The sequence below is a fragment of the Sulfitobacter sp. 1A13421 genome (assembly GCF_043557285.1).
Lineage (GTDB): Bacteria > Pseudomonadota > Alphaproteobacteria > Rhodobacterales > Rhodobacteraceae > Sulfitobacter > Sulfitobacter faviae.
This window is the reverse complement of record NZ_JBIFFQ010000007.1, coordinates 163,518-190,089: the sequence shown is the minus strand read 5'-3', so window position 1 is coordinate 190,089 and position 26,572 is coordinate 163,518. Positions and strand designations below refer to the sequence as shown.

The 26,572-nt window shown below is 62.9% G+C and carries 23 protein-coding genes and 1 tRNA gene; 10 read left to right on the top strand and 14 right to left on the bottom strand.

The features are described from left to right. Positions 1-397: 397 nt before the first annotated feature. Together msrQ and msrP are read right to left on the bottom strand one after the other, a co-directional pair. Positions 398-1,045 (bottom strand): protein-methionine-sulfoxide reductase heme-binding subunit MsrQ, encoded by a 648-nt coding sequence (gene msrQ, locus ACGYLI_RS13855; RefSeq protein ID WP_394419627.1) that lies wholly within the window; start codon positions 1,043-1,045, stop codon positions 398-400. 64 nt (positions 1,046-1,109) lie between these two features. Continuing rightward, complete coding sequence (msrP, locus tag ACGYLI_RS13850) at positions 1,110-2,015, bottom strand: protein-methionine-sulfoxide reductase catalytic subunit MsrP (RefSeq protein ID WP_394419626.1); 906 nt, start codon at positions 2,013-2,015, stop codon at positions 1,110-1,112. 123 nt (positions 2,016-2,138) lie between these two features. Between msrP and ACGYLI_RS13845 the strand changes: the two genes are divergently transcribed. Further along, entirely contained in the window at positions 2,139-2,576 is a 438-nt protein-coding gene (locus ACGYLI_RS13845) for a DUF302 domain-containing protein (RefSeq protein WP_394419625.1), read from the top strand. Positions 2,577-2,786: 210 nt separating this feature from the next. Here ACGYLI_RS13845 and clpB read toward each other — a convergent pair whose 3' ends face one another. Beyond that, positions 2,787-5,402 carry an ATP-dependent chaperone ClpB gene (gene clpB / locus ACGYLI_RS13840; RefSeq protein ID WP_394419624.1) on the bottom strand — a complete coding sequence of 872 codons (2,616 nt, stop codon included), beginning with the start codon at positions 5,400-5,402 and terminating at the stop codon, positions 2,787-2,789. Between the two features lie 355 nt (positions 5,403-5,757). Here clpB and ACGYLI_RS13835 point away from each other — a divergent pair, with 355 nt between their 5' ends. After that, a complete protein-coding gene (locus ACGYLI_RS13835) occupies positions 5,758-6,072 on the top strand; it encodes an orotidine 5-phosphate decarboxylase (protein WP_067265831.1) in 315 nt (104 codons plus the stop codon). 244 nt (positions 6,073-6,316) lie between these two features. After that, positions 6,317-7,012 carry an orotidine-5'-phosphate decarboxylase gene (gene pyrF / locus ACGYLI_RS13830; protein ID WP_394419623.1) on the top strand — a complete coding sequence of 232 codons (696 nt, stop codon included), beginning with the start codon at positions 6,317-6,319 and terminating at the stop codon, positions 7,010-7,012. A 191-nt stretch (positions 7,013-7,203) separates the two neighbouring features. On the opposite strand, the gene ACGYLI_RS13825 is transcribed toward pyrF, so the two are convergent. Then, entirely contained in the window at positions 7,204-7,620 is a 417-nt protein-coding gene (locus ACGYLI_RS13825) for an NUDIX hydrolase (RefSeq protein WP_394419622.1), read from the bottom strand. A gap of 60 nt (positions 7,621-7,680) precedes the next feature. Here ACGYLI_RS13825 and ACGYLI_RS13820 point away from each other — a divergent pair, with 60 nt between their 5' ends. Further along, a complete protein-coding gene (locus ACGYLI_RS13820) occupies positions 7,681-8,934 on the top strand; it encodes a DNA polymerase IV (protein ID WP_394419621.1) in 1,254 nt (417 codons plus the stop codon). 2 nt (positions 8,935-8,936) lie between these two features. Here the strand turns inward: ACGYLI_RS13820 and ACGYLI_RS13815 are convergent, their stop codons facing one another. Next, complete coding sequence (locus tag ACGYLI_RS13815; RefSeq protein ID WP_209218410.1) at positions 8,937-9,797, bottom strand: N-formylglutamate amidohydrolase; 861 nt, start codon at positions 9,795-9,797, stop codon at positions 8,937-8,939. Positions 9,798-9,942: 145 nt separating this feature from the next. Between ACGYLI_RS13815 and ACGYLI_RS13810 the strand changes: the two genes are divergently transcribed. The 4 genes from ACGYLI_RS13810 to ACGYLI_RS13795 all read left to right on the top strand — a co-directional run bounded on the left by ACGYLI_RS13810 (position 9,943) and on the right by ACGYLI_RS13795 (position 12,368). Next, positions 9,943-10,017: transfer RNA gene (locus tag ACGYLI_RS13810), tRNA-Val, on the top strand. Between the two features lie 76 nt (positions 10,018-10,093). Next, positions 10,094-10,219, top strand: coding sequence for a type B 50S ribosomal protein L36 (gene ykgO / locus ACGYLI_RS13805; protein WP_005850168.1), 126 nt, complete (start codon positions 10,094-10,096; stop codon positions 10,217-10,219). Between the two features lie 128 nt (positions 10,220-10,347). Then, entirely contained in the window at positions 10,348-11,223 is an 876-nt protein-coding gene (gene yghU / locus ACGYLI_RS13800; RefSeq protein ID WP_394419620.1) for a glutathione-dependent disulfide-bond oxidoreductase, read from the top strand. A gap of 128 nt (positions 11,224-11,351) precedes the next feature. Then, complete coding sequence (locus ACGYLI_RS13795) at positions 11,352-12,368, top strand: Fe(3+) ABC transporter substrate-binding protein (protein ID WP_394409949.1); 1,017 nt, start codon at positions 11,352-11,354, stop codon at positions 12,366-12,368. A 444-nt stretch (positions 12,369-12,812) separates the two neighbouring features. Here the strand turns inward: ACGYLI_RS13795 and ACGYLI_RS13790 are convergent, their stop codons facing one another. The 9 genes from ACGYLI_RS13790 to ACGYLI_RS13750 form a co-directional block, all read right to left on the bottom strand. Beyond that, a complete protein-coding gene (locus tag ACGYLI_RS13790) occupies positions 12,813-14,483 on the bottom strand; it encodes an ABC transporter permease (RefSeq protein WP_394419619.1) in 1,671 nt (556 codons plus the stop codon). Between the two features lie 54 nt (positions 14,484-14,537). After that, positions 14,538-15,764: a phenylacetate--CoA ligase family protein gene (locus ACGYLI_RS13785; protein ID WP_394419618.1), complete on the bottom strand. Its 1,227-nt coding sequence runs from the start codon at positions 15,762-15,764 to the stop codon at positions 14,538-14,540. Positions 15,765-15,856: 92 nt separating this feature from the next. Continuing rightward, positions 15,857-16,693, bottom strand: coding sequence for an ABC transporter ATP-binding protein (locus ACGYLI_RS13780; RefSeq protein ID WP_067267747.1), 837 nt, complete (start codon positions 16,691-16,693; stop codon positions 15,857-15,859). Positions 16,694-16,760: 67 nt separating this feature from the next. Next, a complete protein-coding gene (locus ACGYLI_RS13775) occupies positions 16,761-18,041 on the bottom strand; it encodes an ABC transporter substrate-binding protein (RefSeq protein WP_394419617.1) in 1,281 nt (426 codons plus the stop codon). 82 nt (positions 18,042-18,123) lie between these two features. After that, a complete protein-coding gene (locus tag ACGYLI_RS13770) occupies positions 18,124-19,200 on the bottom strand; it encodes a branched-chain amino acid ABC transporter permease (protein ID WP_067267750.1) in 1,077 nt (358 codons plus the stop codon). 159 nt (positions 19,201-19,359) lie between these two features. Next, positions 19,360-20,349, bottom strand: a complete 990-nt coding sequence (locus ACGYLI_RS13765) for a branched-chain amino acid ABC transporter permease (RefSeq protein ID WP_271688894.1) — start codon at positions 20,347-20,349, stop codon at positions 19,360-19,362. A gap of 56 nt (positions 20,350-20,405) precedes the next feature. After that, positions 20,406-21,224 carry an ABC transporter ATP-binding protein gene (locus ACGYLI_RS13760; protein ID WP_209218595.1) on the bottom strand — a complete coding sequence of 273 codons (819 nt, stop codon included), beginning with the start codon at positions 21,222-21,224 and terminating at the stop codon, positions 20,406-20,408. 44 nt (positions 21,225-21,268) lie between these two features. After that, a complete protein-coding gene (locus ACGYLI_RS13755; protein WP_209218416.1) occupies positions 21,269-23,239 on the bottom strand; it encodes an AMP-binding protein in 1,971 nt (656 codons plus the stop codon). Positions 23,240-23,398: 159 nt separating this feature from the next. Continuing rightward, entirely contained in the window at positions 23,399-23,821 is a 423-nt protein-coding gene (locus tag ACGYLI_RS13750) for a c-type cytochrome (protein ID WP_394419616.1), read from the bottom strand. Between the two features lie 127 nt (positions 23,822-23,948). On the opposite strand from ACGYLI_RS13750, the gene ACGYLI_RS13745 reads away from it, so the two are divergent. Together ACGYLI_RS13745 and ACGYLI_RS13740 are read left to right on the top strand one after the other, a co-directional pair. Beyond that, positions 23,949-25,859, top strand: a complete 1,911-nt coding sequence (locus tag ACGYLI_RS13745) for a PAS-domain containing protein (RefSeq protein WP_394419615.1) — start codon at positions 23,949-23,951, stop codon at positions 25,857-25,859. Continuing rightward, a complete protein-coding gene (locus tag ACGYLI_RS13740; protein WP_271688890.1) occupies positions 25,856-26,572 on the top strand; it encodes a response regulator transcription factor in 717 nt (238 codons plus the stop codon). The genes ACGYLI_RS13745 and ACGYLI_RS13740 overlap by 4 nt, the downstream gene beginning before the upstream one ends.

Here is a 26,572-nt window from a genome sequence, read left to right as displayed (position 1 = left end):
TCAGATATCAAATTTTCAAACAGCGTTGAGACAAAAGAAACTGAGATGCGCCCTAACTTCTTGGCGCGCCCCGCCTCTAATACCTCGAATTCTTATCCGCCTCGTGATCCGAACCACCGCGTCGCCGCTGCCGCCCGCCCCGTCTGGCGCCCCAGCGGTGCGTCTCAGCGCCGCCGGTAGAGGGGGTTCTAAGGTTAGTGACGCAAAGCCGCAAGCCGTTTTTTGAAGTTTTGTGCAGTTTTTGTGAAAGCCTTATAAAAGCCCTTCAAAACAGTGATTTATGGCATGCGAGACACTGCAGAGGTTAACGTAACCCCCCCTAATATGCCGCCGTTATGTTAACGCCATCAGTTATCCACATGCCACAGCCCGGAATCGCGCGTTTCAGACGCGTGAATCACGACCCTTGTTGCCCCTTCCGAGTCGCCCATCCCCGCGGGCCTTTCTGCCAAAGGCCCCCAAACGGCAGCCGATAGATCAAAAGCCCCGCGACAAGGCCGGCATAGACCAACGGCTCCAGCTGAAACCCTTTCGCCAGCCATAGGAAATGTAGTGCTGCCAAGAGCGCTGCTACATAGGTCAGCCGGTGGAGCTTGCGCCAACGCGCCCCCAGCTTCCGCAGCGACCAATTGTTGGATGTGGCCGCCAGCGGCACAAGGCAGAGGAACCCGGCCATACCGATGGTGATATAGGGCCGTTTGAGAATATCCGCCCAGATACGCGACAGCCCTTGCACGTCGAGCAGCGCCCAGACAGTCAGATGCGCCAGCGCATAGACGAAGGTCATCACACCGATCGCCCGGCGAAAGCGCAGCAGGTTCACCCCAAATACCCGGCGCAGCGGGGTGATCGCCAGACCGGCGATCAGCAGGCGCAGCGCCCAGAGACCATAGAGGTGTTCGAGCCCCTTTACCGGATCGCGCCCCAGCCCGCCGGTGAGTCCTTGGTAAAAGAACCACGGGATGGGCAGGGCCAGCAGGAGATAAACTGCCCAGACCGGGGTGCGGCGGGCGGCCCTGTTCAGGGCATCGGTCAGGCGCGCCATGTTGCGGCCACGCCAGACTGAGGCGCTTGGACGAAAGGACGGGGCATATATATCGCGGCAGGCATCAGAAGTTCGCCGTCAGGTCCATGCCCTCGTAAAGCGACGCCACCTCTTCTTCGTAGCCGTTGAACATCAGCGTCGGCTGGCGCCGTGCGAAGAGCCCGCCGCCGATGGGGCGCTCATCGGCCTGCGACCAGCGCGGATGGCTGACCTTGGGGTTCACATTGCTGTAAAAACCATATTCCCGCGGCGCGGCCTTGTTCCAACTGGTGGGCGGCTGCGTGTCAGTAAGCGTGATGCGCACCACGGATTTGATGGATTTATACCCGTATTTCCACGGCACGACCAACCGCAGCGGCGCGCCGTTCTGGTTCGGGATGACTTTGCCATAGATGCCGGTGGCCATGATCGTCAGCGGGTGCATCGCCTCATCCAGCCGCAGCCCTTCAACATAGGGCCAGTCAAGCACGGGGAAACGCAGGCCCGGCATCTCTTCGGGGCGGTAGGCGGTTTCAAAAGCCACATATTTCGCGCCGGATTGCACCCCGGCCATATTGAGCAGATCGGCCAGTTCGAATCCGTTCCACGGCACCACCATCGACCACGCCTCGACACAGCGCAACCGGTAAATGCGCTCTTCGATGGTCATCGCCTTCATGATATCCTCGAAAGCGTAGTCGCCGGGCTTGTCGACCATGCCCGCGATGGTCACGGTCCAGGGGGCGGTCGTCAGCGCGCCTGCGTATTTCGCGGGATCGTCCTTGCCGGTGCCGAACTCGTAGTAATTGTTGTATTGGGTGATGTCTTCGTAGTCATTCGGGGTCAGCCCCTCTTGGGCCGCGGCCCCCTGCCCCAGCCCGGCAAGACCCAGCCCCGCCATCGCGCCGCCCATGATCTGCCGCCGGTTGAGGTATTGCGCCTCATCGGTCACGTCACGGTCCGTCAGTCGATTGATCCAGCGATTGGCCATTTCAGCGCTCCCTACTATACTCATGCAAAGTTAGCGCCCGCCGGAAGCCATACCAAATCCTTTCGCCCGGATTTCAGCCAGCACACCGGAATGTCAGGCGCCGTTATTCAAAGGAGTGCCGCCATGATCCGTTTTCTTTTCGCCGCCGGTCTGATTTGGGCCAGCGCCGCCCAAGCGGATGAGATGGTCACCTATACCACCGAGCAGAGCTTTGGCGATGTGACCTTTGGGGTGGAGAACGCGATCCTGAACCAAGGGCTCATCCCCGAGAACGTCAGCCATGTCGGTGAGATGCTCGACCGCACCCGCGCCGATGTCGGCTCTGACGTGGTGCTGTTCGAGGCGGCGGAGGTGTTCAGCTTTTGCTCGGCCGCGCTGTCGCGCAAGGTGATGGAGGCGGATGTGATGAACATCGGCTTTTGCCCCTACGACATATTCGTCATGCAACTGCCCGAGAGTGAAGAAGTGACCATCGGCTACCGCGCCTTTCCCGATGGCGCGATGCAAGAGGTGCAGAGCCTGCTCGACCAGATCGTGAAAGAGGCGATTGGGGAAGAGTGAAAAGGGCATCGCCCTCCCTAGGGGCGTCTGGTCCTTGAATTTGAGCGCAGGCTCCGCATGGCCCGCAGGCTGCCCGACATGAAGCAATCTCACAAAATCGCCCTCCGGGGGAAGAGAGAGCGATGCCCGGCGCGCCTCCGGGCGAAAAGTTTCTGTCTCCGATCGCAAGAAGGGCCGGAAAACCCGGCCCTTCTCTTCATCTATTAAGGTTTAGTGCACCGTAGCGTCATCCGGCTTGGGCCGGTTCGACGCGGCCACCTGATCGCCGATGATCAAGCCATCGGCCCCGGCACGAACGGTGACAGTATCCCCATCCTTCACATCCCCGGCCAAGAGCATCTCGGCCAGCGGGTCCTGCACGGTACGCTGGATCACCCGCTTCAAAGGACGCGCCCCGAAGACCGGGTCATAGCCCTCATCCGCCAGCCATTTTCGCGCGGCGTCGTCGAGATCGAGCGTGATCTTCCGCCCGGCCAGCCGTTTGAGCAGCCGTGACATCTGAATATCGACGATCCCGTCCATATCCGCACGGCCCAGACGGTCAAAGATGATCGTCTCGTCCAGACGGTTCAGGAACTCCGGCCGGAAATGCGCCCGGACCGCATCCATCACGTCACGCTTGGCCGCCGCCATATCGCCGCCCTCGGGCAGTTGGCTCAGCGCCTGCGCCCCAAGGTTGGAAGTCAGCACGATCAGCGTCTGTTTAAAGTCTACGGTGCGGCCCTGACCATCGGTCAGCACACCATCGTCGAGCACCTGCAAGAGCACGTTGAAGACATCGGGATGCGCCTTTTCGACCTCATCGAAGAGCACGACCTGATAGGGCCGACGCCGCACCGCTTCGGTCAGCACACCGCCCTCGTCATAGCCGACATAGCCCGGAGGGGCACCGATCAGACGGGCCACGGCGTGTTTCTCCATGAACTCCGACATGTCGATGCGCACCATCGCATTGTCATCGTCAAAGAGGAACTCGGCCACGGCCTTGGTCAGCTCGGTCTTGCCCACACCGGTCGGCCCGAGGAAGAGGAAGCTGCCCAAGGGGCGATTCTCGTCGTTGAGCCCCGCACGCGCGCGGCGCACGGCATTGGCCACGGCCTTCACGGCGGCGTTCTGCCCGATCACCCGATCATGCAACTGCTCTTCCATCCGCAGCAGCTTGTCGCGCTCACCCTCAAGCATTTTGCCCGCCGGGATGCCTGTCCAACGCTCGACGACGGAGGCGATCTGGTCCGGGCGCACGGCCTCTTCGACCATCATGTCATCCTCACGCCCCTCGGCGGCTTCGAGGTCGCGTTCCAACTGCGGGATCACGCCATAAGATAGCTCGCCCGCGCGCGCGAGGTTGCCTTCGCGTTTCGCGATGTCGAGTTCGGCCCGCGCTTGGTCGAGCTTCTCCTTGATGTCACGCGCCCCGGCGAGCTTGTCACGCTCGGCCTGCCACTGCGCCGTCATCTCGGCGCTGCGGTCTTGCAGATCACTGAGGTCTTTTTGCAAAGCCTCCAGCCGATCCTTGGACGCGGCATCGTCTTCCTTCTTCAGCGCCTCCGCCTCGATCTGAAGCTGAAGGATCTGACGGTCCAGCGCATCCAGTTCTTCAGGCTTGCTGTCGACCTCCATCCGCAGGCGGCTTGCCGCCTCGTCCATCAGGTCAATCGCCTTGTCGGGCAGGAAACGGTCGGTGATATAGCGATGGCTCAGCGTCGCCGCCGCGACCAGCGCGGTGTCGCTGATGCGCACGCCGTGGTGCAGCTCGTACTTCTCTTTAATACCGCGCAGGATCGAGACAGTGTCTTCCACCGTCGGCTCCTGCACGATCACCGGCTGGAACCGCCGCGCAAGTGCCGCGTCTTTCTCAACATATTTGCGGTACTCTTCGAGGGTGGTGGCACCGACACAGTGCAATTCCCCCCGCGCCAGCGCAGGCTTCAGCAGGTTCGACGCATCCATCGCGCCATCGGCCTTACCGGCACCGACCAGCGTGTGCATCTCGTCGATGAAGAGGATCACCTCGCCCGCGGCTTCGGTCACCTCGGTTAGCACGGCCTTCAAACGCTCTTCGAACTCACCACGGTATTTCGCGCCAGCGATCAGCGCCCCCATGTCGAGCGCGAGCAGACGCTTGTTGCGCAAGCTCTCAGGCACGTCACCATGCACGATGCGCAGCGCCAAGCCTTCGGCGATGGCGGTCTTACCGACGCCCGGCTCACCGATCAGCACAGGGTTGTTCTTGGTGCGGCGGCTCAATACCTGCATGGCACGGCGGATCTCTTCGTCCCGGCCAATGATCGGGTCGATCTTGCCCTCTTCGGCCCGCGCGGTCAGGTCGAGGCTGTATTTCTCCAACGCCTCATAGTTGTCTTCGGCGGTGGCGCTGTCGGCCTTGCGGCCCTTGCGCACATCATTGATGGCGGCGTTCAGCCTTTGGGCGGTCACCTGCCCCGCTTCCAGCGCCGTCTTTGCGCCCGATTTTACCATGCATAGCGCGGTCAGAATGCGCTCGACAGTGACGAAACTATCGCCTGCTTTCTTGGCAATCGCTTCGGCCTCGGCCAGCACCTTGGCGGTGGTGCCGTCCAGATAGACCTGCCCCGCATCGCCGGTGACTTTCGGGATCTTGCCAAGCGCCAAATCAAGCGCCTGCACCACGCGCGCACCGTCGCCGCCCGACGCGGCAATCAGATTTCGCGCAAGTCCTTGGTCGTCGTCCAACAATGCTTTGAGGACATGTTCCGGGGCCAGCCGCTGGTGGCTTTCCCGTGTTGCAATGGTTTGCGCCGCCTGAATGAAGCCGCGCGATCTTTCCGTGAACTTGCTCAAGTCCATGGGTCTCTCCTTTTCTACAAGCGCTCTAAAATGCCGCGCCCGATATGTGGCACGCGGCGGTCTGAGCCTCGGTATCAATTTGGGAAGCGGTGTTGCCGGTTCAAGACCATCCAGATGCAAAATACCGCCGAGAGCGGCGCCGCCAATAGGAAAAAATCAGCCAATAAGGCAAAAATACGGCAATTTTGAGACATAAAATACATCTCTATGTTACTGATATAAATACATTGTTAACCTTTATCCACAGAAGCTGTAACCATAATGAAACCATTTTGCCACCTCTCGCGTTTACCCAGCAGAGGAGAGCAGGACGAAGCAGCCTGCCAAGGTTCAGAAGAACGCAAGAGGTGAAACGATGCAGACGCGCCCGATCCAGTTGACAGATGTCACCTATAATGCGGCCACTCAGTGTTTCGAAGCGCTGGTGACCGTCCAAGACGGGGAGCAGCTGCGCCGTTACGCCTGCGCCATCGATGCCCCGATCACCATGTCATACCACGATGCCGCCGACGGGCTGTCCCGTCAGGCGCTTCGCCGCCACGCACAAAAGCGTGGCCTGAGTTCCGAAGTTCTGCGCCACGTCCCCGCACAGCGGGCCGGACGCCGCAGCTTCGACCCGCTGCGTTGGCTGGAAGAGGTCATGCACCTCCCCGGTCGCGACGCGGCTTAACCCCCTTCCGCGCGGCGCCTGCCTGCCGCGCGGCTGCCCGCGGACCTGCCGCCACCTCATCTGTCCCGATGTGGCGTTCCGCAAACCAGAGACCAGTGCCTGCCTGCTAAGTCTCTGATCACTTGGCCCGGACCCGCTCAGCGGCGTTCGGGCCTCTTTTTTGCGCCCTCCCCGCATGAATGATGGACTTGGCCCGCGCCGCGGCGTAGGTCAAAGCCGTTTGAAATTTGGCAGGAGCCCTCGCATGTCTGATGACCGTCTGATTGTCGCCCTTGATGTTCCCCATGCGGTCGCGGGGCTGGAACTGGCCGAAAAGCTCGGCGATGCCGTGGGCTTTTACAAAATCGGTCTGGGCATGCTGACCGGCGGCGGCTTGGCCTTGGCCAATGAGCTGAAGCAAGAGCATGGCAAGCGCATCTTCCTTGATATGAAACTCTTCGACATCGGCGCCACCGTCGAGGCGGCGGTGCGGGGCCTTGCGCAGTTCGATCTGGATTTCCTGACCGTCCACGGCGACCCGCATGTGGTGGCTGCGGCGAAACAGGGGGCCGCGGGCACCGATATGAAAATCCTCGCCGTCACCATCCTCACCTCGCTGGACCGCGCCGATCTTGACGCTGCGCTGATCCAGCCGGGCGATCTGGGCGATCTGGTGCTGACCCGCGCAGGCCGGGCGCTGGACGCGGGCGCGGATGGGGTCATCGCCTCCCCCCAAGAAGCCGCCGCGATCCGCGCCCTGCCCGAAGCGCGCGGCAAGCTGATCGTCACCCCCGGCGTACGCCCCCAAGGTGCCGCATTGGGTGATCAGAAGCGGGTCGCCACCCCCGGTCAGGCCATCGCGGACGGAGCCGATCATATCGTGGTGGGCCGCCCGATCTGGCAAGTCGAAGACCCCGCCGCCGCCGCCCGCGCCGTGCTTCAGGAAATTTCCGAAGGTTAACAACGGGCTCGCCCCCGCCTGTAGCAAATCGACCACAGCGCGCCGACATGCACCGCGGGGGGTTCCATCAACGTTAGGCGAAAACCGCCCTACATGTTATGTTGAACTCAGGTGATACTCCCCGACGAACTGGTTCTTCCTGATGTTCGTCACCTCCCCCCGCTCACGCAGGCGGGGGGCCTTTATTTGCCCTACATCCTCCCATTCGCGTGCTCTGCAAGATAGACCCGCAAGCGGTCCTGAAAGGCGGGCACGGCGCGGGGGTGGTTGAGAAACTCCGCCTCGGTCATCAAGCGCCAGCGCTGCCCCTCGTCGCCAAAAACGATCTGGGCCTCTGCCTCGGCAGGCAAGCGCGCGACGAAGAACCATTTGATCCGCCCGCCCTCGTCAAAGCTGCCTTCCCAGATCACGGCACCTTCAGGCACCACGATCCCCAAACCTTCGCGGCATTCACGCAACGCGCAGGCCAGCGGGGTCTCATCCCCCTCGCGGCCCCCGCCGGGCAAATCCCAGTGATCGGCAAAGAGCAGCCCCGGCAGATCGTCGCGCAGGATCACGGCCAGCTTGTCCCCAAGGTAGAGCGCAAGCTTGGCGCCATCAAAGACCATGTTCAATCCCTCGCGATCTGGTTAGAATCGTCGCCCGAACCCTGCCCTCCCGGTGTACCCATGGCTACCCTCTGTCGCGATTGTCTGACTGAAATCCCGCCGTCGCGGCGCTGTCCGCGCTGCGGCAGCCCGCGCGTGCTGTCCCACCCGGAACTCTTTGACCTCTCCATCGCCCATATGGATTGCGACGCCTTCTATGCCTCGGTCGAAAAACGCGACAATCCCGAACTCTCGGGCAAACCCGTCATCATCGGCGGCGGGCGGCGCGGGGTCGTGTCGACCGCTTGCTATGTCGCGCGCATTCGCGGCGTGCGCTCGGCCATGCCGATGTTTCAGGCGCTCAAGCTCTGCCCCGAAGCGGTGATCATCAAGCCGCGGATGGAGGTCTATGTCGAAGCCTCCCGCGCGATCCGCCAGATGATGGAAGAGATGACCCCGGCAATCGAGCCGCTGTCGCTGGACGAAGCCTTTCTCGATATGACCGGCACCTCGCGGCTGCATGGCCAGCCCCCGGCGATGATGCTGGCACGGCTGGTGCGTCGGATGAAGGTAGAACTGGGGCTAACCGGCTCGATCGGGCTGAGCCACAACAAGTTTCTGGCCAAAGTCGCCTCGGACCTCGACAAGCCGCATGGGTTTTCTGTGATCGGCGCGGGGGAAACGGCGGACTTTTTGCGCGACAAACCGGTGGGCATGATCTGGGGCGTCGGTGCCGCCACGCAAACCGCGCTGGAAAAGGCGGGCATTCGCAGCTTTTCCGATCTTCTGCGGTGGGAACAGACCGACCTCATCGTGCGCTTTGGCAGCATGGGGGACCGGCTGTGGCATCTGGCACGGGGCCAAGACACCCGCCGCGTCTCGCGCCATCGCCCGGTGAAGTCGATCAGCAACGAGACGACATTCTCCGACGATACGGGCGACGCGGAGATACTGGACGGCCATATCTGGCGCTTGGCGGAAAAGGTGGCGGACCGCGCCAAGGCGAAAGAGATGGCGGGCCGGGTGGTGACGCTCAAGCTCAAACGCGCCGATCATACCGTACTGTCGCGCCGCCTGTCGCTGCATGACCCGACCCAATTGGCCGACCGGATTTACCGCACCGCCCGCGCCCTCTTCGACCAAGTCGATCACCAAAGCGCCTATCGGCTGATCGGCGTGGGCCTCTCCGAGTTGTCGGGCGCCGAGGGAGCGGATATGGCGGGCGATCTGCTCGACCCCGGTGCGGCACAACGCAGCCGCGCGGAACGCGCCGCCGATAGCATCCGCAGCCGTTTTGGTGAAAAGGCCATCGTCAAAGGCCGCGCGCTGCGCTGAGCCTACTCCGCGGCGAGCGGAAGCCGCTCCTGCCCGATCTGCGCCACCTCGGCCACGACGCGTTGCAACGCCGCCTGTACCGCCTCGAAAGCGCCATTGGGGCGAATCAACCGCTCGTTCATGTAAAGCGCGCGGTCGATTTCCACCTGCACCGCATGCTGTCCCCGGGACGGGCGGCCATAGGCTTGGGTGATATAGGCCCCCGCGAAGGGCGAATTGCGCGTCACGACGAAGCCCGCATCGACGAAAGCCGCTTCGATCCGGTCGACCACCTCGCCCCCCGCCGCTGCGCCGAAACGGTCCCCCAGCACGACATCGGGCCGCCGCATCCCGCCGCGGGCCACGCCGTCCATCGCCTCATGCGGCATGGAATGGCAATCGACCAGCACCGCTTGGCCATGGCGGCGATGCGCCCCGCTCAGCAACTCCTGCAATTTCGCGTGATAGGGCCGCCAGTAGCTGTCGATTCGCAACTGCGCCTCTTCTTGGGTCAGTTTGCCGCGATAAATCGCCCGGCCATTGGCCACCACGCGGGGAATCACCCCCAGCCCCGAGGCCACGCGCGGGTTATGCCCCTGCCGCGGAATGCCTTCGATGACCGACGGATCCAACTCCTCCGGCGCGCGATTGAGGTCGATATAGGCCCGCGGGGCCCCGGCTTTGATAAAAGAAGCGCCATGCAGCGGTGCGCAATCGAACAAGAGATCAACAAACGCATCTTCGGACGAACGGATCGCATGTTCGTCCAGAACCGACCGCCGCAGGAATGACGCCGCATAATCCCGCCCCGAATGGGGCGATGCGAAGACCACGCAAGAGCGGTTTCGGTCCGGATGCAGTACTTCGTAAGCGGTCATCGGCATAATAAATTCCTCTAAGTCGAACATAGCGTGTTTATTCCGCGCCAAAAGCCCTTGATCCCGCCGCCGACTCCTTTTATAGGACCCCAACGGCGCGAAATTTCGCGCCCCATTTAGTTTTGGGGCCGATACGGAAACGCTGAAAAGTGGGTGATTAGCTCAGCGGTAGAGCACTTCGTTGACATCGAAGGGGTCACTGGTTCGATCCCAGTATCGCCCACCATTTATTCATCGACCCGCCCTTGGCGGGTTGCCCGCAACCCAGGCGCTGGCCCGCGCCACGACATGAGGAGACGACCATGAAGGTTCGCAATTCGCTCCGCTCGCTCAAGAATCGGCATCGCGATTGCCGTGTTGTGCGTCGCAAAGGCCGCGTTTACGTCATCAACAAGACGCAGCGCCGGTTCAAAGCCCGTCAGGGCTGAGCTTCGCAGCTTTGTAGAATTAAAGGCCGCTCCTTCCGGGGGCGGCCTTTTTCGTTGCGGATAACTGCTTGCAACCCCGGCTCAAAACCCCACCTTCAAGGCAGGCTTGAATAACAAGGAAGACCATCATGTCGGACACGCCCGAATATACGCCCCCAAAGGTTTGGAAATGGGAATCAGAAAGCGGCGGCAAATTCGCCAGCACCAACCGGCCCATCGCCGGTGCGACCCATGACAAGGAGCTGCCGGTCGGCGAACACCCCTTCCAGCTTTACTCCCTCGCCACGCCCAACGGGGTCAAAGTCACGGTGATGTTCGAAGAGCTGCTGGCGGCGGGCCACAAAGCGGCGGAATATGACGCGTGGTTGATCGATATTTCCGAGGGTGATCAGTTCGGCTCCGGCTTTGTTGAAGTGAATCCCAATTCGAAAATCCCCGCGCTGATGGACCGTTCCGGCGACACGCCGCAGCGGGTCTTCGAATCGGGGGCGATCCTGCTCTATCTCGCCGAGAAATTCGGCGCCTTCCTGCCTCAAGACCCCGCCCGTCGGACCGAGGCGCTCTCGTGGCTCTTCTGGCAGATGGGCAGCGCGCCCTACCTCGGCGGCGGCTTTGGCCATTTCTATGCCTATGCGCCCGAGAAGTTCGAATACCCCATCAACCGTTTCGCGATGGAGACCAAGCGCCAGCTTGACGTGATGGACAAGCATCTGGCCGAGCGTGAATATTTCGCCGATGAATACTCCATCGCCGATATGGCGATCTGGAGCTGGTATGGCCAACTGGTCCTCGGACGGCTCTATTCCGCGGCGGAATTCCTCGATGTGACCTCTTACAAGAACGTCATGCGTTGGGCCGAGGCGATTGACGCGCGCCCTGCCGTGACGCGGGGCCGGATGGTCAACCGTGCCTTCGGCGATGACCTGTCGATGCAATTGCACGAGCGTCACGACGCCAGCGATTTCGACACCAAGACCCAAGACAAGATCGGCAGCAAAGACTGACCGCGCAGCCCCCGGCCCGGCTTGGCCGGGGGCTTTCCAACCAATTCTGGCGGAATTGGTTGCAGGAAAGGGTGAAATCTGTTTCTTACTATTTCAGTCAAGTTATCCCAATGGAACAGGACCCTGATATGACCTTCTGCAAAACATCGACTGCCGCCGCCGCGCTGATGGCGCTGGCCCTTCCTGCGCTGGCCGATGGCGAGCTGAACCTCTACTCTTCGCGTCACTACGACACCGATGAGCGGCTCTACTCCGACTTTACCGAAGCGACCGGCATCACCATCAACCGCATCGAAGGCAAGGCCGACGAACTGCTGGCGCGTATGGAAGCCGAAGGCGCGAACTCCCCCGCCGACGTCCTGCTGACCGTGGACACAAGCCGCCTCAAGCGCGCCAAGGACTTGGGCCTGCTGCAAGCTGTTGAGAGCGAGACGCTGGAAGAGCGCATCCCCTCCAACCTGCAAGACGACGACAACCAGTGGTTCGGCCTGTCGCAGCGCGCGCGGATCATCTTCTACAACAAAGAGACGATGGACAACCCGCCCGAGACCTACATGGACCTCGCCGATCCCGCGTACAAAGGTCAGGTCTGCATCCGCTCCTCGACCAATACCTATAACCAGACCCTGCTGGCCTCCATCGTGACCCATGAGGGCGAGGAAGCCGCGACCGAATGGGCGCAGGGCGTGGTCGACAACATGGCGCGTGCACCGCAGGGCGGCGACACCGACCAGCTGCGCGGCATCGTTTCCGGTGAGTGCGACATTGCAGTCTCCAACAGCTACTACTTCGCCCGTGCGATCCGCACCGATGTCGATGGCGTCAGCGCCGATATCGGCAAGATCGGCGTGATCTGGCCGGATCAGGAAGGCAACGGCGCGCATATGAACCTCTCGGGCGGCGGTGTGGCCAAGAACGCGCCGAACCGTGAGAACGCGGTGAAGTTCCTTGAGTATCTCGCCTCGGATCAGGCGCAGGTCTACTTCTCGGCGGGCAACGACGAATTCCCCACCGTGGAAGGCGTGGAACTGGCCGACAGCGTGAAACAGTTGGGTGAATTCAAAGCCGACGACGTGAACCTGTCGGACGTGGCCGAGAACATCGGCACCGCGCAGAAGATCTTCAACTCGGTCGGCTGGGAATAATAAGCACGACAATCGCGCAGGAGGCGGGCTTTCGGGCCCGCCTTTTTTATGTGCTGTGCTGCCCGCATCTAGCGCCCCGCCCGTGGGAACCACGGGCATCGCCCTCCCTCCCCCCGGAGGGCGATTTTGCAACGCTGGGTCCTGACGCAGCGCCTGCGCCCTTGGCAGTGACATTGCAGAAAGCAGGCCGATCATCGCCCCCCAGGGAGGGCGCTGCCCTCTTCGTTCCCGGCCCGGAATCAAGCCGCAGGCGCCGGGCCATCGCCTGCCCGTCCCGTCACGCCAAAGGCGTGCCGATCAATAACGGCGCACCTCTGGTGCGACGGGGAGGCGATTTGGTGAGGCTGGGTGGAAGTCATCGAAGTCACGCAAAGGCGGCACCATAAAGTGGCACGAAGGCACGTTAGGATCGCCCCCCCACGGGCAGGCGCTGGCCCTCGGTATCTACCGCTGACGCCCCACCTGTCGGCAGATCAGGATCACCGGCAGCAACCCCATCGCCACGATCACCAAGCTCGGCACCGCGGCCCCGTTCAACCGCTCGTCACTCGCCAGCCGATACGCCTGCACCGCAAGCGTGTCATAGTTGAACGGCCGCATGATCAGCGTCGCGGGCAGTTCCTTCATCACGTCGACGAAGACGATCAACAGCGCGGTCAACAGGCTCGGCGCGAGGATCGGCAGATGCACCCGGCGCAGCGTGCCCAAAGGCGTCTGCCCCAGCGAGCGCGCGGCGGCATCCATGTTGGCATGCACCATGGACTGCCCGCCCTCGTAGGCGCCAAGCGCCGCGGCCAGAAAACGCACCAGATAGGCCAGCACCAACAGCCAGATCGACCCGGTGATCAGAAGCCCGGTAGAGATGTCGAAGGTCTCGCGCATCCAGGCGTCGAGCGCGTTGTCGAAGGCCGCGAAAGGCACCAGCAGACCCACCGCGATCACCCCGCCCGGCACCGCGTAGCCAAGCCGCGCCACATAGGCCGCACCCTGCGAGACCCGTCCCGGGCGCAGCCGCCGGTAGAACCCCACGCTGATCGCCGCCAGCACCGTCAGCACCGCCGCGACCCCCGCAAGCGTCACCGAATTGCGCATGAAACCGAGGTAGCGCGGGCTAAACAGGCTCTGCTCGCTGTCGAGCCCCATGGTCACGAGGATCACCACCGGCAACACCGCCCCAAACAGCACCGGCACCCCGCAAAGCACGATCGCCGCCGCGGCCTGCCAGCCCTTCAGCTCGGCCGGCGGCGCGGACTGGGTCCGGCGGGCGGGGTCGTGATACTTGGCCTTGCCCCGCTGTGCGCGCTCCAGCATCGCCAGCAGCAGGGCGAAACTCAGCAGGCAGAGCGCCAATTGCGCCGCCGCCGCGCGGTCGAACATCGAAAACCAGCTGGTGTAGATGCCGGTGGCGAAGGTCTGCACGCCGAAATAGGCGACGGTGCCGAAATCGGCGATGGTCTCCATCACCGCCAGCAGCACGCCCCCGGCAATCGCGGGTCGGGCCAGCGGCAGGCTGACCTTGAAGAACGCGGCCCATGCGCTGGAGCCGAGCGCGCGGGCGGCCAGAAAGGTCGTGCCGCTCTGCTGCAGAAAGGCGGCGCGCGCCAGCAGATAAACATAGGGATAGAGCACCAGCACCAGCATCGCCGCCGCCCCGCCGAGCGAGCGGATTTCGGGGAACCAGTAATCGCGCGGCCCCCAGCCGGTGACGTCGCGCAGCACAGTCTGCACGATGCCGGGGTGGTCCAGCACATGGGTATAGGCGTAGGCCAGCACATAGGCCGGAAAGGCCAGCGGCAGCACCAGCGCAATCTCCAGAAACTTCGCCCCCGGAAAACGCGTCATCGTGACCAGCCACGCGGCCCCCACACCGATGGCGAAGGTGCCTAGAGAGACCAGCAGCACCAAAAGCAGCGTCGTCACCGTGTAGCGGCCCAGCACCGTGTCGATCAGGTGCTGCACTGTCTCCGTCCCGCCGCTCAGCGCGGCGATCAGCACTGCCAGCATCGGCAGCGTGCAGAAGAGGGCCACGGTCAGGGCAACGCCCGATAGCGCGCGCAGCCCGTCGCGGGCGCGGCGCAGGTGGGGCGTCTCGGTGGAGGCGGGGTTCAGCGTCATGCGCCCTATTTCGACGATTTCACTCAGAAATGCCAGAGGGCGCGACGCCGCGCCTCAGTCGTAGCTGCGGGTATCCTCGATCACCAGCCCGTCGCGCGGCAGGCTGCCGGGGGCGACCAGTTCGACCCGGCCCTTGAGCTTGAGCAGATCGGCCACGGATTGGGCATAGGCGTCCTTATCCTCTCCGGCGGTCTCGATCTGCACCGTCATGACATCGGCCTCGCCTTCCCGGCTGGCGATGACGCGGGCCTTCTCGATCTCGTCGTGCTGGGCGACCAGCGCCGCGACCTGTTCGGGCCGGACGAACATGCCCTTGATCTTGGTGGTCTGGTCGGCGCGGCCCATCCAGCCCTTGATGCGCATATTCGTGCGCCCGCAGGGGCTTTCACCCTCCAGCACGGCGCTGAGGTCGCCAGTGGCGAAGCGGATTAGTGGGTAGTCGGGGTTCAGCGTGGTGACCACGACCTCGCCGACCTCGCCGGGAGCCACGGGAATGCCGGTGCCGGGGGTGACGATCTCGACGATGACCTGTTCATCGACGATAAGCCCCTCCATCGCCGGGCTTTCATAGGCGATATTGCCCAAGTCAGCGGTGGCGTAGGATTGCAGGCAGGTGATGCCGCGCTCCTGATAGAAGGCGCGCAGGCTGGGGAAGAGCGCCCCGCCGCCGACCGCCGCCTTGGTGATGTTCAGCTTTACCCCCATGGCATCGGCTTTCTCCAAGATCACCTTCAAGTAATCCGGTGTGCCGGCATAGGCGGTGGAGCCCACGTCGCGTGCGGCGGTGACCTGTAGCTCGGTCTGGCCGGTCCCGGCGGGCAACACCGTGGCGCCAACGGCGCGTGCGCCGCTCTCAAAAATCATGCCCGCGGGGGTCAGGTGGTAGCCAAAGCAATTGTGCACCACGTCGCCTGCGCCGATCCCGGCGGCATGCAGGAAGCGCCCCATGCGCCACCAGTCTGGATCGTTGCTCGACGGTTCATAAATCGGGCCGGGCGACTGGAAGACATGGGAGAAGTCATGCACCGGCTTGGTGGTGAAGCCACCGAAGGGCGGATGGCCGGCCTGCGCCTTGCCAAGTTCGGATTTGCGCAACACCGGCAGATCGGCCAGCGCCTCGGCGGAGGTGATCTGCGCCGCATCCACCCCCTTGAGCGTGTCGCCATAGCCCGGCAAGCCCTGCGCGCGGGCGATCTGCTGCGGCAAGGCCTGCGCCAGATCGGCCGCCCGTTGGTCGGCGCTGCGGGTTTCCAGATCGTCGAAATGGGGCTTGGTCAGCATCCCTGTCACTTTCCTGCTATGGCATCACTGGAGAGGGCATAGGCCCGCTCAGGTCTCGTCTTATGTCTTTCCTTCGGGTCCGGGCGGGCCGGTTAACTCAGCCAGCGCTTGCGGCGGCGGTAGCTGCGCACGTCGCGGAAGCTCTTGCGGCCTTCGTCGGACATGCCGAGGTAGAATTCCTTCACGTCCTGGTTCTCGCGCAGGTCCTTGGCGGGGCCGTCCATCACCACGCGCCCGGATTCGAGGATGTAGCCGTAGTGGGCGAAACGCAGAGCCACGTTGGTGTTCTGCTCGGCCAGCAGGAAGGTCACGCCCTCCTGTTCGTTCACCGATTTCACGATCTCAAAGATCTGCTCCACCAACTGCGGTGCCAGACCCATCGACGGCTCGTCCAAAAGGATCGTCTCCGGCCGCGACATCAGCGCGCGGCCGATGGCGCACATCTGCTGCTCGCCGCCCGAGGTATAGCCAGCCTGCGAACGGCGGCGCTCCTTCAGGCGGGGGAAATAATTATAGACCATCTCAAGGTCCTGCTGGATCGCGGCATTGCCGTCGCTGCGCGTATAGGCGCCGGTGAGCAGGTTTTCCTCGATGGTGAGGTGCTCAAAACAGTGCCGGCCTTCCATGACCTGCACGACCCCCTGTTTCACGATCTCGGCGGGGTCTTGATGCTGGATCGCGCCGCCGCGGTACTTGATCGAGCCCTTGGTGACCTCGCCACGTTCCGAGGCCAGCAGACCCGAGATCGCCTTGAGCGTCGTCGTCTTGCCCGCGCCATTGCCGCCCAGAAGCGCGGTGATGCCGCCCTTGGGCACGTTCAGGCTGACGCCCTTCAGCACGAGGATGACGTGGTTGTAGATCACCTCGATATTGTTGACCTCGAGCAGGTTGTCGACTGCGACGTCATTGGTGTTGGCGGCATCCAGCATGGGCATGACCTTTCTTGGGGTTCGAAGGTGTCCCCGGCCACCCGCAAGGTGGCCGGGAGCAGGGTTCTTAGCAGTTGCCCTCGATGGCGTTTTCCTCGGCATAGGCCGCGCTATCGGCATCGATCAGCGGCTGGATCACGTCCTGATCCGACTGCATGAAGTCCGACACGAGGTTCCACTCCTTGGCCTCGGCATCCCATTGCGTCACGGCCACGAAGCCTTCGCCGCCGTGGTTCTCACAAGAGACGCTGAACTCAGGCCCGAAGTCCGGCAGGCCAAGCGCCGCCATCTTCTCTTCGGTGATCTCAAGCTGCTCCATCCCGTCGCGCATCTGGCCGCTGGTGATGTCGGTCACGCCGTGGATTTCCTGCGCGGTGCGCGCGGCCTCGGCCACCAGCATCGCGGCGTAGATGCCACGGTTGTACAGAACGGAGCCGACCTGATCGCCTGCGCCCGCGGCTTTGCCCGCGTCGACAACGTATTCCTGAAGGTCGTCATAGAGCGGGTAATCGGAACCGACGTTGTGGAAGGTCAGCGCCTTGTAGCCATCGGCCTTGGCGCCCGCGGCCAGCACGTCGTTCTCGGAGCCGGACCACCAGATGCCGATGAACTTGTCCATCGGAAAGCGGATGTTGGCGGCTTCCTGAACGGCAACCTGGTTCATCACGCCCCAGCCGTACATGATCACATAGTCGGGCTTGTCACGGCGGATTTGCAGCCACTGGGACTTCTGCTCCTGACCGGGGTGGTCAACGGGCACTTCCTTCAGCTCGAAACCATGTTTCTTGCTCAGTTCCTGCAGGGTCCGGATCGGCTCCTTGCCATAGGCGGAGTTGTGATAGACCAGCGCGATCTTCTTGCCCTCAAGGCTGCCGCCCTCCTGCTCCATGATGTGTTTCACCGCGACCGAGGCGCCATCCCAATAGTTCGCTGGAAAGTTGAACACATGGCTGAAGACATCACCGTTCTTGGCCGAGGTACGGCCCAGGCCGGAGGTCAGCATCGAGATGTCATCAGCGGTGACCTTGGGGATCAACTGGTAGGTGATGCCGGTCGAAAGCGGCTGGTACACCAACGCGCCTTCACCCTTGGTGGATTCGTAGCATTCCACGCCCTTCTCGGTGTTATAGGCGGTCTCGCATTCCGGGACGCGGATGGGCTCGCCACCGATGCCGCCGTCACGCTCGTTGAGCAGGGTGAAGTAATCGGCATAGCCGTCGGCGAAGGGGATGCCGCCCGCGGCATAGGGCCCGGTGCGATAGCTCAGCGACGGAAAGACAAGGTCCGCCATCACGGGGCTTGCGGCCATCAGGCCAACTACGGCCAGTGTTCCCAGTTTGTATTTCATCGGTGTTTCCTCCCTTGGATTGTCCGACTTGGGTGTTTGGGCCGGGTTTCCTCCCTCCGGCCTCGCTTTTCATGGCTCCCGCTTAGTGCGGGAAGGGCCACAATCTCAGTTTTTCCTTGGCCACGCGCCACAGTTGCGCCAGCCCGTGCGGCTCTGCGATCAGGAAGACCACGATCAGCCCGCCCACGATCACCAGCTGCAAATGCGCCACGATATCCGTGGGCCAGCCCAGCCAGTCGACGCCGACGATCTTGAGCAAGACAGGCAACAGTACAAGGAACGCCGCCCCGGCGAAGCTGCCGAAGATGCTGCCCAAGCCCCCGATGATGATCATGAAGAGCACGAGGAACGATTTGTTGATACCAAAGGCTTCGCCCACTTCGACCGCGCCCAGATAGATCGAGAAGAAGAGCGCGCCGGAGATGCCGATGAAGAAGGAGCTGACCGCGAAGGCCGTGAGCTTGGCGCGCAGCGGGTTCACCCCGATGATCTCGGCGGCGATGTCCATGTCGCGGATGGCCATCCACTTGCGGCCCACCGAGCCGCGCGTCAGGTTGCGCGCCACCAGTGCCGAGCCCACGGTGAAGATCAGGCAGAACATATAGGTCGCCCAAGCCTCGGTATTGGGGCCGGTGATCAGGATACCGAAGGTGTCCCGCTCGGGCGCGCTGATCTGGCCGGAGGCGGAGTAGTTGTAGAACCACGGCACCCGGTTGAACAGCCACACAAGGAAGAACTGCGCCGCCAGCGTGGCCACGGCAAGGTAGAACCCCTTGATCCGCAAGGACGGCAGACCGAAGAGCGCGCCCACCGCGGCGGTGATGCCGCCCGCCAGCAGGATGTGGATGAACATGCTGACCTCGGGCATGGCCGTCATCAGCTTGTAGCAGGCATAAGCCCCCACCGCCATGAAACCCCCGGTGCCAAGGCTCACCTGCCCGCAATAACCCACGAGGATGTTCAGCCCGATCGCCGCGATGGCGTAGATCAGGAAGGGCAGGAACAGCGAGTTCACCCAGTAGTCGTTGACCACAAAGGGCACGACGAAGACCGCGATGAACAGCACCAGATAGTAGCGGTACCGGTCGAACCGGATCGGGAAGGTCTGCTGGTCCTGGGCGTAGGATGTGTTGAAATCGCCCGCTTCACGATAGAACATTAGACTGCTTTCCCTTCTGCGGTAGTCATTTGCACTGCACTTGCCTGCAATGCCGTGCCATAGGGTGCGCGCGCGCCGCGCACCAAGCCGTGATCAATCCGGGGCTTCGCCCTTTGAACAGGCGAAACTGTCCCCCGGACAGTTTCCGGGTAGCCTGTATCAAACCCGTTCAATGATCTTCTCCCCGAACAGGCCCTGCGGGCGGAAGACAAGAAAGACCAGCGCCAGCATGTAAGCGAACCAGTTCTCGGTCGCGCCGCCAAGGAAGGGGGCGCCGATCAGGAACTCAAACAACTTCTCGCCCACGCCGATGATCAGACCGCCGACGATGGCGCCGGGGATCGAGGTGAAGCCGCCCAGCATCAACACCGGCAGCGCCTTCAGCGCGATGAGCGAGAGCGAGAACTGCACGCCCGACTTGGCACCCCACATGATGCCTGCAACCAGCGCCACGAAACCCGCGAGCGACCAGACGAGGATCCAGATGAAGTTCAGCGAGACACCGACCGAAAGCGCGGCCTGATGGTCATCCGCCACGGCGCGCATGGCGCGGCCTTGTTTGGTGTATTGCGCGAACATCACCAGCCCGATCACGAGCACCGCTGCGACGATGGAGGCCACGATATCGAGGTTGTCGATGAAAAAGCCATAGCCGGTGGCGTTATAGGTGAATTCGTCGATCCAAACGTTGATGCCCTGCGGCAGACCGACATCGAGCGTCTTGATTTCAGACCCCCACATCAGGTCGCCCACCCCTTCGAGGAAATAGGCCAGACCGATGGTTGCCATGAAGAGGATGATCGGCTCTTGCCCCACGAGGTAGCGGAAGACGAAGCGCTGCACGCAATAGGCCAGCACGATCATCACGACCATCGTCAGCACGATGGCAAGGAACGCCGGAATATGCCAGCCGAAGTGATGCACCTCGGTGCCAAGGATCGCGTTGATCAGATGGCCGAAAGGCACCTGCCCTTCCATGATCCCCACCAGCGTCAGCGCGGCGAAAAGCGCCATGACACCTTGGGCATAGTTGAAGATGCCCGAAGCCTTGTAGATCAGCACGAAGCCAAGCGCGACGAGCGCATAAAGCACCCCGGCCATCAGCCCGTTGAGAAAGACCTCAATTGTAAACGCCAGTTGCTCAGGCATCAGTGGCCCTCCCCAAAGTCAGAACGGCTGTGTCGTTGCGGGTGATCAAACGGGCCTCAGTCATGGGCCACCCCCAGATAGGCGTCGATCACCTCTTGGTTGTTGCGCACCTCGTCGGGCGAGCCGTCGCCGATCTTGCGACCGTAATCCATCACGACCACGCGGTCGGACAGGTCCATGACCACGCCCATGTCATGCTCGATCAGCGCGATGGTGGTGCCGAACTCGTCGTTCACGTCGAGGATGAAGCGGCTCATGTCCTCCTTCTCTTCGACGTTCATGCCCGCCATCGGCTCGTCCAGCAGCAGGATCGTAGGCTCGGCGGCCAGCGCCCGGGCAAGTTCGACCCGTTTCTTCAGGCCGTAAGGCAGACGCGCCACGGGTGTCTTGCGGATCGCCTGAATTTCCAGAAAGTCGATGACCTTCTCGGCGATCTCGCGGTTCTCGATCTCTTCACGCTCGGCTGCGCCTTTCCAGAAGGATTGCGCCAGCATCCCGGTCTTCATCTGCGTCAGACGCCCCGTCATCACGTTGTCGAGCACCGACATGCCCTCGAAAAGCGCGATGTTCTGGAAGGTCCGGGCGATGCCCTGCTGGGCCACCTGATAGGGTTTCATCGGGGGCCGCTTGGCGCCCTTGTACCAGACCTCGCCCTCCTGCGGGACATAGAAGCCGCTGATCACGTTGAGCATCGAGGACTTGCCCGCCCCGTTCGGCCCGATGATCGCGCGGATCTCGCCCTCGCGGATGTCGAAGGAAATATCCTTGATCGCCTCCACACCGCCGAAGCGCAGGGTGATGTTCTTCATCTCCATCACCGTCGGGCCGATGGTGCGGCCGTCGTCGGTGACATAGCTGTCAGCCTGATCTTTCACGCTGTCCCTTTCCATAGTTCCCGCCTGTCCGGCGCTGGCCGCGCTCATTCCGCTGCCATCCGGCGGCTGACCGGCTGCACCGCGGCGTCGCGAATTTCGAGCGTCGCCTTGATCGAGCCCTTGCGGCCGTCCTCGTAGGTCACTTCCGTCTCGGTGCTGACCTTGTCGGAGCCGTCGTAGAGTGCGGCGATGATGTCGGCGTATTTCTCTTCGATGATCTTGCGGCGCACCTTGCGGGTACGGGTCAGCTCGCCATCGTCGGCGTCGAGTTCCTTGTGCAGCACGACAAAACGGTGCACCTGACAGCCCGAAAGCATCTCGTCCTCGGCGACCGAACGGTTCACCTCCTCCACATGGGACTGGATCGTGTCCATCACCTGCGGATGCCGTGCCAGTTCCTGATAGGAGGCGTAGCCGATGTTGTTGCGCTCGGCCCAGTTGCCCACCGCCGTCAGGTCGATGTTGATGAAGGCGGTGCATTCGGTGCGCTGGTTGCCAAAGACCACGGCCTCAAGGATGTTGGGGAAGAACTTGAGCTTGTTTTCCACGTATTTCGGCGCGAACAGGCTGCCGTCGGCCATCTGGCCCACGTCCTTGGCGCGGTCGATGATGCGCAGATGGCCCGAGCTTTCCTCGATGAAGCCCGCGTCGCCGGTGGCGACCCAGCCTTCCGGGTCCTTGGTGTCGGCGGTGCTTTCGGGATTCTTGTAGTATTCCACGAAAACCCCCGGCGAACGGTAGAAGACTTCGCCATTGTCGGCGATCTTCAACTCCACCCCGGGGCAGGTCACGCCCACGGTATCGCTGCGCACTTCGCCATCGGGCTGCGCGGTGATGAAGACCGTCGCCTCGGTCTGGCCGTAGAGCTGCTTCAGGTTGATGCCGAGCGAGCGGTAGAAGTCAAAGATTTCCGGGCCGATCGCCTCACCGGCGGTATAGCCCACGCGCACGCGGCTAAAGCCGAGGGTGTTCTTCAGCGGGCCATAGATCATCAGCTCGCCCAGTGCGTATTTCGCACGGTCCATGAAGGACACCTTCTTGCCGTCTAGAATGGCGGGGCCGACCTTGCGGGCATGGGCCATGAAGGTGTCAAAGAGCCATTTCTTGAACCGGCTCGCGTCCTCCATGCGGATCATGACGGAGGTCAGCTGCGTCTCGAACACGCGCGGCGGGGCGAAATAATAGGTCGGCCCGATCTCGCGCAGGTCGACATGCATCGTGTCGGCGCTTTCGGGGCAGTTGGTGCAGAAGCCGGTCCAAAGCGCCTGACCCACAGAGAATATGAAGTCCCCCACCCATGCCATTGGCAGATAGGCAAGAATCTCGTCATTGCGCTTGAGGTCGTCGAACTCCGACGACGACTTCGCCGTCTCGATCACGTTGCGGTTGCTCAGCACGACGCCCTTGGGCTTGCCGGTGGTGCCCGAAGTATAGAGCATCACGCCGGTTGAATCGTAATCCAGCTTGGCCTGGCGCGCCTCCAACTCGGCGATATGCTTTTCGCGGTTGGCGCGGCCCATCTCCTGCACGGCGGTATATTGGTCGAGCTTGGAATGGTCGTATTTGCGCAGGCCGCGCGGGTCGAGGTAGATCATCCGCTCGAAGTCGGGAAGTTGATCCTGCACCTCGATGATCTTGTCGACCTGTTCCTGATCGCCCACCACGGCAAGGCGCGCGCCGCAGTGGCCCATGACATAGGCCATCTCTTCGGCATTGGCGTCCTGATAGAGCGGCACCGGCACGGCCCCGGCCATTTGGGCTGCCATCATCGCCCAGTAGAGATAGGGACGGTTGCGCCCGATGATGGCGACGAAATCGCCCTCGTTCAGCCCCAGTTCCAGAAACCCGAGGGCCAGCGCCTCGACCTCGTCGCGGGTCTGCGACCAGGTCCAGCTTTGCCAGATCCCGTATTCCTTCTCCCGGTAAGCGGGGGCGTTTGCGAATTCACTTGCGTTGCGGTGCAACAGCGCCGGCACGGACTGGGGTCCGTCGGCACGCGTCAGCGGCTTGGCCAAATTGTCTTCCTCCCATGCCCGCCCTCCCCGGCGGGTTCGATCGCTTGTGCGATTCTATGATCCCACAAGTGACGTTCTCTTTTTTGTGGAGGTCAACTTTTTCCTGATCTTTTCCGAATTCTAACGAATTGTTACAGCACCCCCGCGCCGCATTTTCCGCTAGTCGATCCCGTTGGCGCGCTGCACTTCGCGCACATAGGTCACGATGGATTTCACCTCTGCCGGGGTAATCCCTTCGACCGGGGGCATATTACCGAAAGACCAATGATGCTGGCGCACGCCATTGGTGGCCGCGACCATGAAGGATGCATCGCCGTGGTGGCTGGGCTCATAGATCTTATGGATCAGCGGCGGACCAACACCCTCGCGCCCGGCGGCGTTGCCCCCATGGCAGGCGGCGCATTTTGCCTCGAACGCCCGCGCGCCGATCTGCGCGGGTCCGCTCAGGCTCTCCGGAACGGTGACCTTCACCATGGCCGCGCCGCTGGCAGCGGGGGTCGGGGCCTCTTCGCTCTGCCACCAGATATATCCGCCTGCCAAGACCAGTGCCGCCACTGCGCCTGCTCCGATTTTCTTGTTCATGCTCTGCCTTTCAGATTTCCATTCGGCGCGCTTCTCGGGGCCTCCAGCGCAAGAAGGTCAAGCGCGATTTACGCGCGGCTCTTTGCCTTTCGCCCGCGCGGTGCTAGCCCTATGCGAAAGGATGCCGATGCAGATCACCGACGACCAAACCAAAGCGCTGACCAATGCCGGTCTGAACCTGATCGCTCAGGCGCTGACCATCTATGACAGCGACCTTCGGCTCGCGGTCTGCAACGCCCCGTTTCAATCCATGTTCGACCTGCCCGACCGGCTGGTGACCCCCGGCGCGCCCTTTGAGGATACGATCCGTCATCTGGCTGGCACCGGCGAATATGGCGAGGTGGGGGATGTCGACGCCTTCGTCGCCGAACGGGTGGAACAGGCCCGCGCCTTCGTGCCGCATTACATGGAGCGGACCCGCTCGAACGGGCGCACCATCAGCGTCGAAGGCTCGCCCCTGCCCCAAGGCGGCTGGGTCACCGTCTATACCGATATCACCAACACCAAGCGGCAAGAGGCGCTGTTGCGCGCACGGTCGGACGCGCTGAGCGATCAACTGCTGTCCCATGCCGAACAACTCGCCGCCACGAACCGCCAGTTGGAGGCGACGATCACCGCGCTGGAGGAAGCCAAGCGACAGGTCACCGAAAGCGAGGCCCGCACCCGGCTGACGACCGAGATGATGCCCGCCCATATCGCCCATGTCGACGCGAGCGGGCATTACATCTACTCCAACCGCCGCCTCTCCAGCGTGATGCCGGGGCGGCCCAGCAACATCTACGGGCTGCATATCAGTGACGCGCTTGGGGCGGCGGCCTATGCGCGGATCAAGCCCGCGCTGACCCAAGCCTATGCGGGCAGCCCGGCGGTGATCGAATTCACCCATGACGAATCCGCCCGCCGCATTCGCGGTGCGTTTACCCCCGACGGGCGCGGCGGGGTCTATATCCTGTCGATGGATATCACCGAAGAGACCCAGACCCGCGTCGCCCTGCAACAGACGCTGAAACGCGAGTTGGCCTCGCGGATGATCTCTGGGCTGGCGCATGACTTCTCGAACCTTTTGACGATCATCCTCGGGATGCAATCGAAACTGGCCCGGCTGCCCGACATGCCGCCACAAGCGGGTGAATTGGTCGAAGGCACCTTGGCCGCCGCGCGGCGGGGCGGCACGCTGCTGAGCTCCATCGCCGATGTGACCGAACCCCGCGCCCTGCGCCCCGTGGCCACCGACCCCGCCGCGTTGCTGAGTGAGCTTTCGACCCTCGCCGCCCCCACCCTGCCGCCAAAATGCGCGCTGGTGGTGCGCAATGACGGGCCCGAGGGCGCGGTGCTACTCGACAAAGGCCGGGTGCAGGATGCGCTGTTGAACCTCATCCTCAACGCCCGCGACGCCTGCGGCGCGCGGGGCACCATCACGCTGACCCAACGGCTGGTGCATGACACATGGATCGAATGGGTGATCCACGACACCGGGCCGGGCTTTGCGCCCTCGGCGCTGGAGCGTGGGGTCGAGCCGTTCTTTACCACCAAGGGCAGCGAGGGCTCTGGGCTGGGCCTGTCGATGGTCTATGACATGACCAAATCCTCAGGTGGCGATCTGCGGCTGAGCAATGCGCCCGAGGGCGGCGCGCAGATCAGCCTGCGCCTGCCCTACCGCGCCGCCGTGCCCGCCACCACCGGGCTGGTGCTGCTGGTCGAAGATACCACCGATATCCGCGCCGTCGTGCGCGACATGCTGATGGATCAGGGCCATTCGGTGATCGAGGCGACCAGCGCGGATGAGGCCACCGCCCTCATCGCCGACCTGCCCGACATCGCGCTGGTGCTGTCGGACATCCAGCTTTCGGGCGAGGGCACCGGGATTGACCTTGCCCGCCGCGTCGGCAGCAGCCTGCCGCTTTTGTTGATGACCTCCCTGCCCCCCGATCACCCGCTTTTCGTTGAGGCCCAGACCCTCGCGCCGGTGCTGCGCAAACCCTTTGAAAAAGACGATCTGCAAGCCTTGATCGCCCCATTGAAAGCCACCGCCCCATGAGCCGTGATACCGCCCCCCGCCCGCTGGTCACCATCCTCGACGACGAACCCGAGATCCGGCAGATGCTGTCGGACACGTTGCAGGAAGCGGGCTTCGACACGCTCAGCTTTGGCCGCGCGCGGGCCTTTGAGGCCGCATTGGCCAGCCATACGCCCGATGTCTGCCTTGTCGATCTGTCGCTGCCCGACACCGACGGGCTGACGCTGGTGCACCGTTTGGCGCTGGAGCAAGGTGCCATCGTGATCATCATCTCGGGCCGCGCGCAGGTGCAGGACCGGGTCACAGGGCTGGAGCTTGGCGCCGACGACTACATCATCAAACCCTTCGACCCGGCTGAGGTCGTGGCCCGCATCCGCGCCCGCCTGCGCAGCGCCAAGCCGACGCCGCAGGCCGGGACTACGGCGCGGTTCAACGGCTGGACCGCGCATTTCGACCGCTATGTCTTGCAGGACGCCTCGGGCGCCGAAGTGACTTTTTCCCATGCCGAGGGCGAGGTGCTACGGCTCTTCCTCGACGCCCCGAAACGCCTGATCAGCCGCGCGCAAATGCAAGAAAGCCTCGGCGGCGTCGCCTCTGAAAGCTTCGACCGGGCGATGGACGTGCGCATCTCGCGCCTGCGCACGAAGCTTGGCGAAGACCCGAAGAACCCGCAGTTAATCAAGACGATCTACGGCGCGGGCTATATCTTCCTCGGCGATGTGGACTGGGACTGA

Bases quoted from the DNA above. Each gene is read 5' to 3' on its own strand.
- msrQ (WP_394419627.1), bottom strand. From the start codon at position 1,045: ATGGCGCGCCTGACCGATGCCCTGAACAGGGCCGCCCGCCGCACCCCG.
- msrP (WP_394419626.1), bottom strand. From the start codon at position 2,015: ATGGCCAATCGCTGGATCAATCGACTGACGGACCGTGACGTGACCGAT.
- ACGYLI_RS13845 (WP_394419625.1), top strand. From the start codon at position 2,139: ATGATCCGTTTTCTTTTCGCCGCCGGTCTGATTTGGGCCAGCGCCGCC.
- clpB (WP_394419624.1), bottom strand. From the start codon at position 5,402: ATGGACTTGAGCAAGTTCACGGAAAGATCGCGCGGCTTCATTCAGGCG.
- ACGYLI_RS13835 (WP_067265831.1), top strand. From the start codon at position 5,758: ATGCAGACGCGCCCGATCCAGTTGACAGATGTCACCTATAATGCGGCC.
- pyrF (WP_394419623.1), top strand. From the start codon at position 6,317: ATGTCTGATGACCGTCTGATTGTCGCCCTTGATGTTCCCCATGCGGTC.
- ACGYLI_RS13825 (WP_394419622.1), bottom strand. From the start codon at position 7,620: ATGGTCTTTGATGGCGCCAAGCTTGCGCTCTACCTTGGGGACAAGCTG.
- ACGYLI_RS13820 (WP_394419621.1), top strand. From the start codon at position 7,681: ATGGCTACCCTCTGTCGCGATTGTCTGACTGAAATCCCGCCGTCGCGG.
- ACGYLI_RS13815 (WP_209218410.1), bottom strand. From the start codon at position 9,797: ATGCCGATGACCGCTTACGAAGTACTGCATCCGGACCGAAACCGCTCT.
- ykgO (WP_005850168.1), top strand. From the start codon at position 10,094: ATGAAGGTTCGCAATTCGCTCCGCTCGCTCAAGAATCGGCATCGCGAT.
- yghU (WP_394419620.1), top strand. From the start codon at position 10,348: ATGTCGGACACGCCCGAATATACGCCCCCAAAGGTTTGGAAATGGGAA.
- ACGYLI_RS13795 (WP_394409949.1), top strand. From the start codon at position 11,352: ATGACCTTCTGCAAAACATCGACTGCCGCCGCCGCGCTGATGGCGCTG.
- ACGYLI_RS13790 (WP_394419619.1), bottom strand. From the start codon at position 14,483: ATGACGCTGAACCCCGCCTCCACCGAGACGCCCCACCTGCGCCGCGCC.
- ACGYLI_RS13785 (WP_394419618.1), bottom strand. From the start codon at position 15,764: ATGCTGACCAAGCCCCATTTCGACGATCTGGAAACCCGCAGCGCCGAC.
- ACGYLI_RS13780 (WP_067267747.1), bottom strand. From the start codon at position 16,693: ATGCTGGATGCCGCCAACACCAATGACGTCGCAGTCGACAACCTGCTC.
- ACGYLI_RS13775 (WP_394419617.1), bottom strand. From the start codon at position 18,041: ATGAAATACAAACTGGGAACACTGGCCGTAGTTGGCCTGATGGCCGCA.
- ACGYLI_RS13770 (WP_067267750.1), bottom strand. From the start codon at position 19,200: ATGTTCTATCGTGAAGCGGGCGATTTCAACACATCCTACGCCCAGGAC.
- ACGYLI_RS13765 (WP_271688894.1), bottom strand. From the start codon at position 20,349: ATGCCTGAGCAACTGGCGTTTACAATTGAGGTCTTTCTCAACGGGCTG.
- ACGYLI_RS13750 (WP_394419616.1), bottom strand. From the start codon at position 23,821: ATGAACAAGAAAATCGGAGCAGGCGCAGTGGCGGCACTGGTCTTGGCA.
- ACGYLI_RS13745 (WP_394419615.1), top strand. From the start codon at position 23,949: ATGCAGATCACCGACGACCAAACCAAAGCGCTGACCAATGCCGGTCTG.
- ACGYLI_RS13740 (WP_271688890.1), top strand. From the start codon at position 25,856: ATGAGCCGTGATACCGCCCCCCGCCCGCTGGTCACCATCCTCGACGAC.